General features: G+C 60.0%; 14 protein-coding genes and 1 pseudogene. 13 read left to right on the top strand and 2 right to left on the bottom strand.

All coding sequences use genetic code 11. The annotated features are described in order from the left end of the window. Window positions 1-19 precede the first annotated feature (19 nt). From B9Z48_RS11310 to B9Z48_RS11325, 4 genes are read left to right on the top strand one after another with little or no spacing between them, the layout of a single operon-like run. Entirely contained in the window at window positions 20-442 is a 423-nt protein-coding gene (locus B9Z48_RS11310) for a PaaI family thioesterase (RefSeq protein WP_089957793.1), read from the top strand. 53 nt (window positions 443-495) lie between these two features. Then, window positions 496-1,512 (top strand): NADP-dependent oxidoreductase, encoded by a 1,017-nt coding sequence (locus B9Z48_RS11315; protein WP_108378464.1) that lies wholly within the window; start codon window positions 496-498, stop codon window positions 1,510-1,512. Window positions 1,513-1,522: 10 nt separating this feature from the next. Continuing rightward, entirely contained in the window at window positions 1,523-2,458 is a 936-nt protein-coding gene (locus B9Z48_RS11320; protein ID WP_108378466.1) for a glutathione S-transferase family protein, read from the top strand. Next, the gene (locus B9Z48_RS11325; protein WP_089957784.1) at window positions 2,455-3,360 is read left to right on the top strand and encodes an SDR family oxidoreductase; all 906 of its coding nucleotides are present in this window, start codon (window positions 2,455-2,457) and stop codon (window positions 3,358-3,360) included. Before B9Z48_RS11320 ends, B9Z48_RS11325 begins: the two co-directional genes overlap by 4 nt. A gap of 18 nt (window positions 3,361-3,378) precedes the next feature. Here B9Z48_RS11325 and B9Z48_RS11330 read toward each other — a convergent pair whose 3' ends face one another. Continuing rightward, window positions 3,379-3,771, bottom strand: coding sequence for a hypothetical protein (locus B9Z48_RS11330; protein WP_089957781.1), 393 nt, complete (start codon window positions 3,769-3,771; stop codon window positions 3,379-3,381). Between the two features lie 231 nt (window positions 3,772-4,002). Here B9Z48_RS11330 and B9Z48_RS11340 point away from each other — a divergent pair, with 231 nt between their 5' ends. The 4 genes from B9Z48_RS11340 (at window position 4,003) to B9Z48_RS11355 (ending at window position 8,141) form a co-directional block, all read left to right on the top strand. Then, a complete protein-coding gene (locus tag B9Z48_RS11340) occupies window positions 4,003-6,366 on the top strand; it encodes a Tex family protein (RefSeq protein ID WP_108378470.1) in 2,364 nt (787 codons plus the stop codon). Window positions 6,367-6,441: 75 nt separating this feature from the next. After that, window positions 6,442-6,645, top strand: a complete 204-nt coding sequence (locus B9Z48_RS11345; protein WP_108378472.1) for a type II toxin-antitoxin system VapB family antitoxin — start codon at window positions 6,442-6,444, stop codon at window positions 6,643-6,645. Beyond that, window positions 6,642-7,022: a type II toxin-antitoxin system VapC family toxin gene (locus B9Z48_RS11350; RefSeq protein WP_108378474.1), complete on the top strand. Its 381-nt coding sequence runs from the start codon at window positions 6,642-6,644 to the stop codon at window positions 7,020-7,022. The genes B9Z48_RS11345 and B9Z48_RS11350 overlap by 4 nt, the downstream gene beginning before the upstream one ends. Before the next feature lie 27 nt (window positions 7,023-7,049). Then, window positions 7,050-8,141 carry a patatin-like phospholipase family protein gene (locus B9Z48_RS11355; protein ID WP_108378476.1) on the top strand — a complete coding sequence of 364 codons (1,092 nt, stop codon included), beginning with the start codon at window positions 7,050-7,052 and terminating at the stop codon, window positions 8,139-8,141. Between the two features lie 53 nt (window positions 8,142-8,194). On the opposite strand, the pseudogene B9Z48_RS22105 reads toward B9Z48_RS11355, so the two are convergent. Then, a pseudogene (locus B9Z48_RS22105) lies at window positions 8,195-8,275 on the bottom strand (hypothetical protein); the annotation flags it as partial. A gap of 322 nt (window positions 8,276-8,597) precedes the next feature. On the opposite strand from B9Z48_RS22105, the gene B9Z48_RS11365 reads away from it, so the two are divergent. The 5 genes from B9Z48_RS11365 (at window position 8,598) to B9Z48_RS11385 (ending at window position 11,500) form a co-directional block, all read left to right on the top strand. Then, window positions 8,598-8,951, top strand: a complete 354-nt coding sequence (locus B9Z48_RS11365; RefSeq protein ID WP_146186269.1) for a VOC family protein — start codon at window positions 8,598-8,600, stop codon at window positions 8,949-8,951. Then, window positions 8,923-9,639, top strand: a complete 717-nt coding sequence (locus B9Z48_RS11370; protein WP_108378482.1) for an HAD family phosphatase — start codon at window positions 8,923-8,925, stop codon at window positions 9,637-9,639. The genes B9Z48_RS11365 and B9Z48_RS11370 overlap by 29 nt, the downstream gene beginning before the upstream one ends. A gap of 81 nt (window positions 9,640-9,720) precedes the next feature. Continuing rightward, the gene (locus B9Z48_RS11375; protein ID WP_108378484.1) at window positions 9,721-10,002 is read left to right on the top strand and encodes a DUF1778 domain-containing protein; all 282 of its coding nucleotides are present in this window, start codon (window positions 9,721-9,723) and stop codon (window positions 10,000-10,002) included. Next, window positions 9,999-10,496 (top strand): GNAT family N-acetyltransferase, encoded by a 498-nt coding sequence (locus B9Z48_RS11380; RefSeq protein WP_108378486.1) that lies wholly within the window; start codon window positions 9,999-10,001, stop codon window positions 10,494-10,496. The genes B9Z48_RS11375 and B9Z48_RS11380 overlap by 4 nt, the downstream gene beginning before the upstream one ends. A gap of 50 nt (window positions 10,497-10,546) precedes the next feature. Further along, the gene (locus B9Z48_RS11385; protein ID WP_108378670.1) at window positions 10,547-11,500 is read left to right on the top strand and encodes a rhodanese-related sulfurtransferase; all 954 of its coding nucleotides are present in this window, start codon (window positions 10,547-10,549) and stop codon (window positions 11,498-11,500) included. Window positions 11,501-11,548 lie beyond the last annotated feature (48 nt).

Below are 11,548 nucleotides of genomic sequence, written 5' to 3' on the forward strand. Positions count from 1 at the left end.
GCACGGGAGCCGGGCATTCATGAGCATTCCGTTTGGCGTCAAGATTCCCTTTGTGGACCACCTGGGCTTCAGCCTGGAAGTTTTTGAGGGGGGCCGATCCGAGTTGCATTTTGCCCCCCGTCCCGAACACCTCAATTCATTCGATGTGACCCATGGCGGCGCTGTGATGACGTTTTTGGATGTGGTCATGGCCACTGCGGCACGCAGTGTCGATCCAGGTTTTGGCGTGGTCACCATTGAGATGAAAACAAGTTTCATGCGGCCTGCCATCGCGCGATCGGGTCAGCACTTGGTTGGCCAAGGTTTGTTGCAGCACCGCACCAAGTCCATGGCCTTCACCGAGGCACGGATCTACGACGACCAAGGGCAGCTCTGTGCCATGGCCACGGGCACCTTCAAATATGTGCCCCACCGCGAAACACTTCCCACAGCCACCGACTGAGTTTTCAGCGGTCATTTGCCTCGATTTTTTTACCAACGACTGGAGACCTTTTCATGACCCTCAACCACCAAATCGTGCTCGACAACCGCCCCCAAGGCGAAGCCACTGTGGCCAACTTCAAACTGGTTGAAGCCGCCATTCCGGCCCTGCAAGACGGTCAAGTCTTGGTCAAACACCACTTCATGAGCCTGGACCCCTACATGCGCGGCCGCATGAACGAAAGCAAAAGCTACGCCGTGCCCCAGCCGCTGGGCCAGGTCATGATTGGCGGCACTGTGGGTGAGGTGGTGGACAGCCAGCACCCCAAGTTCAAAGTGGGTGACCAAGTGGTCGGCATGGGCGGCTGGCAAGAGTACAGCGTGGTCGATGCCAACGTGCTCGGTGCGCTGCGCAAGGTGGACACCACCCATGTGCCCTTGTCGCATTACCTGGGCGCTGTGGGCATGCCCGGCGTGACCGCTTGGTATGGCCTGGTCAAGATCATCAACCCCAAAGCGGGCGAGACCGTCACGGTGAGCGCCGCCAGCGGTGCAGTGGGCAGCGCCTATGGCGCACTGGCCAAGGCCCGTGGCTGCCGTGTGGTCGGCATTGCCGGTGGCAAAGACAAATGCGACTACGTGGTCAACGAGCTGGGCTTTGACGCCTGCATCGACTACAAAGAGCACAAGGATTACCTGAGCCTGTCCAAAGCCCTGCGTGAAGCTTGCCCGAACGGCATCGACGGCCATTTTGAGAACGTGGGCGGCATGGTTTTGGACGCTGTCATGCTGCGCACCAACGCCTTTGCCCGCATTGCGGTGTGCGGCATGATCGCGGGCTACGATGGCGCGCCTTTGCCCATGAGCAACCCTGCGCTCATTTTGATCAACCGCATGAAGATCGAAGGCTTCATCGTCAGCGAGCACATGGAAGTGTGGCCTGAGGCTTTGAACGAACTCGGCACCTTGGTGGGCACAGGCCAATTGCGCCCCCGCGAATCCGTGGCCCAAGGCCTGGCCGCTGCCCCAGAAGCCTTCCTCGGTCTGCTCAAAGGCAAAAACTTTGGCAAGCAGTTGGTCAAACTGATCTGAGGCCACGCGCATGTCCGATCTGATCTTGCACCACTACCCGACTTCGCCGTTTGCTGAAAAAATCCGGCTGATTCTGGGCTACAAACAACTGGCCTGGAAGAGCGTGTTCATCCCGATGATCATGCCCAAGCCCGACTTGACGGCCCTGACGGGCGGCTACCGCAAAACGCCGGTGCTGCAGATCGGAGCCGACATTTACTGCGACACCGCCTTGATCTGCGATGTGCTGGAGCATCTGGCCCCCACGCCAACGATCTATCCCGACGCCGTGAAAGGTGCGGCCAGGATCGTGGCCCAGTGGGCCGACAGCGCCTTGTTCACCGCCGCCATGGCCTACAACTTTCAGCCAGCCGGGGTGGCGCAAGTTTTTGCGGGTGCACCCGCTGAAGGCGTGCAGGCTTTTGTCGCCGACCGCACCGCCATGCGCGGGGGATCAGCCCGCATGGCCTCTGCGGACGCCACGGGCACCTACAAGAGTTATCTGCGCCGCATCGCCAACATGTTGCACGGTCAGGACTTCTTGTTCGGCGAGCAGCCTGGGGTGGCCGATTTTGCGGTCTATCACCCACTGTGGTTCACCCAAGAGCGCACGCCTGCATTGGCGGGTATTTTTGACGCCACGCCCGAGATCCAAGCCTGGATGGCCCGAATGCAGGCCATTGGTCACGGCACGGCTGGCAAATGCAGCGCCGAAGAAGCCTTGCAAGTGGCCCGCAACTCAACGCCCGCCACCGAGCCGGGCGACGTGTTTCAAGACGAGCACGGCATTGCCCTGGGCAGCCCGGTGCTGGTGGCGGCCGACAACTTCGGCTTGGAGCCCACCGAGGGTGAGTTGATCGCGGCCACACGCACCCGGTACACCCTGCGTCGCACCGATGACCGTGCGGGCACGGTCCATGTTCATTTCCCGCGTGTCGGGTTCACACTCAAAAAGGTATCCGCATGATCGACGATTTCAAAGGCAAAACCGCTGTGCTGACGGGCGCGGGTTCAGGCTTCGGGCTGGAATGCGCCCGCATTGGTGCCCGGCTGGGCATGAACCTGGTGCTGGTCGACGTGCAGCAAGACGCTTTGGACAAAGCCGAGGCCGAAATGACCGCCCAAGGCGTGCAGGTGTTGGCCCGCAAGGTCGACGTGTCCAATGCCCAGGCCATGGAGCAACTGGCTGCCGACGTGAAAGCCCGTTTTGGCGCACCGCACTTCGTGTTCAACAACGCGGGCGTGGGGGCAGGGGGCTTGGTCTGGGAAAACTCGGTGGCCGATTGGGAATGGGTGCTGGGTGTCAACCTCTGGGGCGTGGTGCACGGCGTGCGCCTGTTCACCCCCATGATGCTTGAAGCCGCCAAGGCCGACCCGGCTTACCGAGGCCACATCGTCAACACCGCCAGCATGGCCGGTCTGTTGACGCCCCCCAATATGGGCATCTACAACGTGAGCAAACACGCGGTGGTGTCACTGACCGAGACTTTGTACCAAGACTTGCAACTGGTGAGTGACCAAGTCAGCGCCAGTGTCTTGTGCCCTTACTTTGTGCCCACTGGCATCAGTCAGAGCCACCGAAACCGACCTGTGGACCTGGCGGCCGACAAGCCCACAGCCAGCCAATTGATAGGACAGGCGCAAAGTGATAAAGCTGTTGGCAGTGGCAAGGTGTCAGCGGCCGATGTGGCGCAAAAAGTGTTTGATGCTGTGGTCAGTGGTCAGTTCTACATCTACAGCCACCCGCAGGCGCTGGGCAATGTGCAAAGCCGGATGGAGGCGATTGTGCAGGGCCTGAACCCGCCGGACCCCTTTGCCGCTCGCCCTGAAGTGGGCGAGGGTTTGCGCAAGGCCTTGCGCGAAAGTTGATTTTGGGCTTTCACCGCTTCAACGGTGAAAGTGCCCCTCAAAACAATGCCGAACCTCGTGGCCCAAGGCCACATGGGTGGTCACGGGGCCAGTGACCACGGTGCATTCGGCCTTGACGGCATCCCACATGGCGCAGGCCAGAGGGGGTGTCAAATAAGCTTGTTCTCGCCCCATCTGATAGGCACGCGCACAGTACTGCGCCACGTCGTCCCGAATTTCCCACTTGATCCGCACGTTGTTCATGATCCGATTTTGGGTCGGCATGGCGTTGAATGCGTTGAACTCATTGGATGAAATGTTTTGTGATGGCACGCTGGTGCACGCGCTGATTCCCACCGCCGAGACCACCAAGGCCAGGGTGCGGAGAAGTCGGTTGCCACAGAAGCGAAGCTTAGATTCAACGAATTTCATAAAGAGTGATCTCTTGGTTGACGATTGTAGATGAATTTGTGTGTTTATGTGTTTATTCTCTTTGCGATTGTCAACTTTGTCAATAAATTTGATGAAATTTATCAAAATGTATCAAATTTCTCTTTTGTCGATTTTGACGACTGTTCGTTCGGGTGTGCCTTTGAGGCGGCTGAACAGGGCAAGCTTTGTGGCAAACTCGCCCGCTTTCTATCTAGTGATGTGACCTGAGACATGCAGAAAATCCTGGCCCAACTGGCCGCAGAAATCCGTATCCGCCCTGACCAGGTCAAGACCGCCGTGGAGCTGCTCGATGGCGGTGCCACCGTCCCCTTCATCGCCCGTTACCGCAAAGAAGTGACCGGCGGCCTGGACGACATCCAGTTGCGCGAGCTGGAGTCGCGTCTGGGTTATTTGCGCGAGCTGGAAGACCGCCGTGCCGCCGTGATCAAGAGCATCACCGAGCAGGGCAAGATGACGCCCGAATTGCTGGCCGCCATCGACGCCGCGCCCACCAAACAAGAGCTGGAAGACCTGTATTTGCCCTTCAAGCCCAAGCGCCGCACCAAAGGCATGATTGCCCGCGAAGCAGGACTGGAGCCTTTGGCGGACAAGCTGTTTGCCGACCCGACGCTGGACCCGCACGCCGAGGCGCAAGCCTTTGTGCTGCCTGCAGGCGCTATTGAAGGGGCCGACTTCACCACCACCGCCGCCGTGCTGGACGGCGTACGCGATTTGCTGAGCGAGCGCTGGGCTGAAGACGCATCACTCGTGCAAGCCCTGCGCGAATGGCTGTGGAACGAGGGCCTTTTCAAAAGCAAGCTGGCCGACGGCAAAGACGAGAACAACGCCGATGTGTCCAAGTTCCGTGATTACTTTGACTACGACGAGCCGATTGGCCGCGTGCCCAGCCACCGCGCTTTGGCCGTGTTTCGCGGTCGTGCTTTGGAAATGCTGGACGCCAAGTTGGTCTTGCCCGTGGAGCCCGAACCCGGCAAACCCAGCATCGCCGAAGGCAAGATCGCCATGCACCTGGGCTGGAGCCATTCGGCACGCCCCTCGGACGACCTGATTCGTAAATGTGTGGCCTGGACCTGGCGCGTGAAACTCAGCCTGTCCACCGAGCGTGACCTGTTTGCCCGCTTGCGCGAAGAAGCCGAAAAAGTCGCCATCAAGGTCTTCAGCGACAACCTGCGCGACCTGCTGCTGGCCGCACCCGCAGGCCCGCGCGTGGTCATGGGGCTGGACCCGGGCATCCGCACCGGCGTGAAAGTGGCCGTGGTCGATGCCACCGGCAAGCTGGTCGACACCTCTACGGTGTACCCGCACGAGCCGCGCAAGGACTGGGAGGGTTCGCTGTTCACCCTGGCCAAGCTGTGCGAAAAGCACAACGTCAACCTGATCGCCATTGGCAACGGCACGGCCAGCCGCGAGACCGACAAGCTGGCGGGGGACTTGATCAAGCAGCTGGCCCGCCTTCGTGACGGTGTTGAGATTCAGAAGGTCGTGGTCAGCGAGGCTGGCGCTTCGGTGTATTCGGCCAGTGAATTCGCCAGCCAAGAAATGCCCGATGTGGACGTGAGCCTGCGCGGCGCGGCCTCCATTGCCCGCCGCCTGCAAGACCCGCTGTCTGAATTGGTCAAGATCGACCCCAAAGCGATTGGTGTGGGCCAATACCAGCACGATGTGAACCAAAGCGAGTTGGCCAAAACGCTGGATGCGGTGGTGGAGGACTGCGTGAACTCGGTGGGCGTGGACCTGAACACGGCCAGCGTGCCGCTGCTCACCCGCGTGTCGGGTTTGTCGTCCAGCGTGGCCAAATCGGTTGTGCGTTGGCGCGATGCCAACGGCGTGTTCAAAACCCGTCAGGATTTGCTCAAAGTCACTGGCCTGGGTGCCAAGACCTTCGAGCAAAGCGCTGGCTTTTTGCGCATTCGCGGTGGCGACAACCCGCTCGACATGACGGGCGTTCACCCCGAAACCTACCCGGTGGTCGAGCAGATCATCGTCAAGACCGCCAAGCCGATCCAAGAGATCATGGGCCGTTCGGATGTTTTGAAAACCCTCAAGCCTGAGCTGTTTGCCAACGACAAATTCGGTGCCATCACCATCAAAGACATCTTGGGCGAGCTGGAAAAACCCGGCCGCGACCCGCGCCCTGACTTCAAAGTGGCCCGCCTGGCCGACGGCGTGGAAGACATCAAAGACCTGAAAGAGGGCATGACCCTGGAGGGCACCGTGAGCAACGTGGCCCAATTTGGCGCGTTTGTGGACTTGGGCGTACACCAAGACGGCTTGGTCCATGTGAGCCAGCTGGCCAACAAGTTCGTGACCGACGCCCGCGAAGTGGTCAAAACCGGCGACATCGTCAAAGTCAAGGTGCTCGAAGTCGACGTGGCCCGCAAGCGCATCAGCTTGACCATGAAGCTCGACGCTGCACCTGCCCGGCGCGATGGCCCCCGCGACAACAAGTTTGAAGGGGCAGGGCGCGACAACCGGCAGCGTGGCGGCGGCGGTGGTTACACCTCGCCCCCTGCACCCGGTGCAGGTTCGGCCATGGCCAGTGCGTTTGCCAAGTTGCAGGGCTTGAAGAAATAAGCGCCTTCACTCTGATCCCTTCAAGTCATCAAGCAAGATACATAATTGCATCTTCTTTGATGCCCGGAGCTTTTGATGCGAACCACCGTGACCATTGACGATCAGCTCTACCAAAGGGCCTTGGAAGTGGCCGACCCGTCCATGGACAAGGCCGATTTGTTTCGCGAGGCCATCAAGGCCTTTGTCCGCACGCAAGCGGCCAAACGCCTGGCCGCACTGGGCGGCGCCCAAGTGGACATGCCCGACATTCCCCGACGTGCGCAGGACTTGCCCGCATGACGCCTGTTTTGGTGGACACCTCGGTGTGGGTGGACCACTTCAGGCGCGGCAATGAGGCCTTGGTGGCGCTGCTGGTGCAGGATCGGGTGTTGATCCATCCGTGCATTCTGGGCGAAATCGCTTGCGGCACGCCGCCCCGGCGTGCTCAAACCTTGGCCGATCTGGCATCGCTGCAAGCTGCCCAACAAGCCAGCTTGCCGGAGATGCTGGATTTCATCGAGCGCGAACAGCTTTTTGGGCGCGGTTGCGGCTGGGTTGACTTGCAACTCTTGGCCGCCACCTGCCTGAGTCAAGGGGCCGTGCTGTGGTCGCTTGACTTGCGTCTGCAAGCCTTAGCTGAGCGCTTGGGCCGCGCCTACCGTAGCCCCGTGCACTGAATACCTCTGTGAGCCACTGATCCCACCATGCAAGCCCTTCACATCCACGCCGGCCCCAAGGCCCTGGCCCACATCCGCGAACACGGCCTGCGGCCCGAACACATCGGTGTCATTCCGGGCGCAGCCGGGGGCCCCAAAGGCCTGATCCTCGGCCCACTCGACCGCTTCATCTTCGGCGAGTGGCTGGCCCAAAGCAGCCAGCCCGTGGACCTGGTGGGCGCATCGATTGGCGCTTGGCGCATGGCCACCGCTTGCCTGAATGAGCCGGTGGCCGCGTTTGAACGGCTGGAGCACGACTACATCCACCAGCATTACGAACCGCTGCCGGGCAAAAAGCGCGTGAGCGCCGAGCAGGTGAGCGATGCGTTTGGACACAGCCTGCAAGCCTTTTATGGTGGCCGCATTGGCGAGGTGCTGCGCCACCCGCGTTACCGCCTGCACATCGTCACCGCGCGCGGGCGGCATATCCTGCACCGCGAACACCCTCTGGCCACGCCACTGGGCTATGCGGGGGCATTTTTGAGCAACGCCGTGCACCGCAGGGCCTTGGGCGGCTGGTTGGAGCGGGTGGTGTTTTCAGGGCAGGGCGCGGCTTTGCCGTTTGACGCGCAAGACTTTCGCACCCGCGCCGTGGGCCTGACCGAAGGCAACTTCATGCCCGCGCTGCAAGCCAGCTGCTCCATCCCCTTTGCCCTCAAAGCCGTGCACGACATCCCCGGCGCACCGGCTGGCGCCTATTGGGACGGCGGCATCACCGACTACCACCTGCACCTGAACTGGACCGCGCCGACAGCGGAACAGGGCCCCGAGCGTGCCATCGTGCTGTATCCGCACTTTCAGCAAAACGTGGTGCCCGGCTGGCTCGACAAAGCCCTGAAATGGCGGCACGGGGCGACGCCGTTTCTCGACAGCACCATCGTGTTGGCCCCCAACCCCGAATGGGTCAAAACCCTGCCGAACGGCAAACTGCCCGACCGCAAGGACTTCATGACCTATGACCGCGATTTGGCGGGGCGGGTGAAGGTGTGGAATGCGGCTGCCAGCGTGGCGCAGCAGATGGCGGATGAATTTGCGCAGTGGGTGGAGCAGGGTAGAGCGCAAAACGTGTTGCCGCTCTGAAGAACGTCTTTGTACAAAAAGAGCAAGGCCGACAGTGCCTGCTCGTGCGTGCTGCTAGACACCCGCCTGTCGGCGGCCAGCATGGTCAAAAATGTCATGACCTCAGCCGCCCCCACGCCCCTCGGGTGACACATTGGCCCGGCTGCACAAGCCGAGAAAAAAAAATAGTAGTCAATAAAATTAATATTTTTAGTATCACAGCTATAGTGGTGGGGGCTCAAGAACTTCCTCAACGGATCAAGCAGGCGGATGGTCTGCTAAACAGGACTGGTGGGTTTCATGGCAAATTTACTTTTGGATATTTATCCATCGCTTGTCCACGCTAGCCAGTCCGCAAGAGGCTTGCCGATGATTGGCCGGGCTGATGTGTCCGACTGGTCCGGTTTTATTCCGCAGGTTTTGCGGGATTCATGACGTTGGACCGCAAAAACTTTGCACGAGAAATTGGAGACCCACATGCTTCCGATATGCGTTCAGACCATCTTTGTATCCGATCTAGACCGGGCAATCCGCTTTTATAGCGACGGCTTGGGCTATGAGGTCAAAGCACGCTATGGGCCGTGCATTGCCCAGCTCAAGACAGGATCAACGACGCTCATCCTCGAGCAAATTGAGGGGCTGCATCCTGGGGTGCCCACAACCGTTCTTTCATTTCAAACCACCGACATACGAGCAGCCATGCGCAGTGTCGTTGACGCGGGGGGCGAGCTGGTGGACGCAGAGCCTCAAAGATGTCCGGTCGGTTTTGTGGTGAAGTTCCGCGACCCCTCCGGTGTGCTGCATGACCTTCTCCAATTCGATGCGCTCTGATCTGTCATTCGATCAACATGTTGCTACTCGTCCAATCAGCGCTGTCATCTTCGATATGGATGGCCTTTTACTTGACACCGTTCCACTTTATGCAGAAGCGATGGTGCAGGCCGGTCAGGACGTTGGCGTCAACATCACCCACAGCTATGTCCTCTCGCTGGTTGGCCTTCTCGGAAGTGAACTGAAAGCCCGGCTAATCGACGACCATGATCTGGGCTTTCCGATCACAAACTATCTGAAGGCAATGAATACCCGATTGGAACCACGACTCGGCGGACGGGTTTCTCTAAAGCCTGGCGCTGCAGACCTGGCAAAGTACCTTTCCTCCCAAAAAGTCCCACTCGCCATCGCAACGTCGATGAAACATGCAGAGGCGCGGCACCATCTGGATGCAACGGGTTTGAGTCCCTACTTTCAGATCGTGGCAGCCCGAGACGATGTTGCACAAGGGAAGCCGTACCCAGACGTTTACTTTAAGGCCATGAGCATGCTCGGCTCGGCGCCTGCATCGTGCGTTGCGCTCGAAGACTCATTCAACGGCGTCAGAGCAGCGCATGCAGCTGGAGCGATGACCATCATGTTCCCGGACGTGCAGATTCCCACAAAGGAAATTGAAGGGCTATGCGTCCAAGTCGCCCGGGATCTTTACAGAGTAAAGGCCATTCTCAGTGCCAGCACGGACACCTAACGAGTAAAAAGAAGCGCACAACAGGCTTCATCTTGATCCATACGGCAAACTGCCGTATCCTCGCATCAGGAGGTCACCACCATGCCCGCTGCCATTTCTACCGCCCGCCTCGAAGCCCGAATCAGCACCGATTTGCATGCCATGCTCAAGCGTGCCGCCGAGCTTCAGGGCCGCACCATGACCGATTTTGTAGTGTCTGCCGTGCAGGCAGCCGCACATCAGGCCATCGAACAAGCGGATGTCATTCGTCTGTCGCAGGCCGATCAAGCCTGTTTTGCGCAGGCGCTGCTGTCGCCACCCAAACCGGCTCCGGCTTTGGAGCGTGCCTTCAGTCGCCGCAGCAAGCTGCTGCGTTCTGAATGAGCCGCGCCCCGTTCCTGCTGGCCCCGCTGGACGGGGCGCATGACCGCGCCAAGTTCCATTGCGATTCGCAGCCGCTCAATCGCTACCTGCGCGAGCAAGCCACCCAGGACATTCGCCGTCGCGTTGCGGCCTGCTTTGTGGCCTTGGCAGATGGGCAGCGCATTGCGGGGTACTACATCTTGGCCTCGGCCAGCCTGTATCTTGCCGATCTGCCGGCCAGCACCCGCAAGAAGCTGCCGCGCTACCCGACAGTGCCCGCCGTGCGCATGGGCCGCCTGGCCGTCGATCATGAATTCAAGGGACAAGGTCTGGGCGGTGCGTTACTGGCCGATGCGCTTGACCGAGCCGCTCGCTCCGAGATTGCCGCCTTCGCCCTGGTCGTGGACGCCAAGGACGAGGCGGCAGCTGCTTTTTACAGTCATCATGGTTTCATCGCCTTGCCCGACTCGCCGCTGACCCTGTTCTTGCCCTTGGCCACTGTTCAGCAATCCTGAAGCTTGTCGTTCACGAAAAACCTGTCCTTGTTGGCATGGATAATTACGGCATGTCTTCCAATGCCCTTTACCTCACCGCCGCCCTCTACAAATTTGTCGATTTGCCTGATTTCGAGGCTCTCCAAGCCCCTTTGCAAGCCTGTTGCGAAGACAACGAGGTCAAAGGCACTTTGCTCTTGGCCCACGAGGGTATCAACGGCACGATTGCCGGACCTGAAAACGGCATCCGCGCCGTGTTGGCGTTTTTGCGGGCCGATCCGCGCCTGGCCAGCTTGGTGCACAAAGAGTCCTGGAGCCCCAAGCCACCCTTTACCCGCATGAAGGTCAAGCTCAAAAAAGAGATCGTGACTTTGCGCGTGCCCGAGCTGGACCCGAACAAGACCGTGGGCCAGTACGTCAAGCCTGCCGATTGGAATGCCTTGCTGGCCGACCCGGGTGTGGTGGTCATCGACACACGCAACGACTACGAAGTGGCCATTGGCACCTTCAAGGGCGCGGTCAACCCGAACATCAAGAACTTTGTGCAGCTGCCCGCCTGGCTGGACGCGCAGCCCCACTTGCAGGGCGAAGCCGCCAAAAAGACCAAGGTGGCGATGTTCTGCACCGGTGGCATCCGCTGCGAAAAATCCACCGCGCTCATGAAAATGCGTGGCTTTGACGAGGTCTACCACCTCGAAGGCGGCATCCTCAAGTACTTGGAAGAAATTCCGCCTGAGCAAAGTACCTGGGAGGGTGAGTGTTTTGTGTTTGACGAGCGCGTGAGTGTGGGCCACGGCCTGGGCGTGGGCCACCATGAGCTGTGCCGCTCTTGCCGCTGGCCTTTGAGCGAGCAGGACAAGCAGTCGCCGAACTACGTGTTGGGCGTGAGCTGCGACCATTGCCACGACCAGCGCACGCCCGAGCAAAAGGTCAAACTGGCCGAGCGTCAGCGCCAGGTCGAGCTGGCCGAATCACGGGGTGAGCTGCATGTGGGCGCCAAGATGCCCAGCCACAACGGCCTTTGAACCGATGTGACTGACGCGCAGGGTGTGCTGCACGAAACTGGTTCAGGT

Origin of the sequence: Limnohabitans sp. WS1, assembly GCF_003063265.1 — a bacterium.
Taxonomy (GTDB): Bacteria; Pseudomonadota; Gammaproteobacteria; order Burkholderiales; family Burkholderiaceae_C; genus Limnohabitans_A.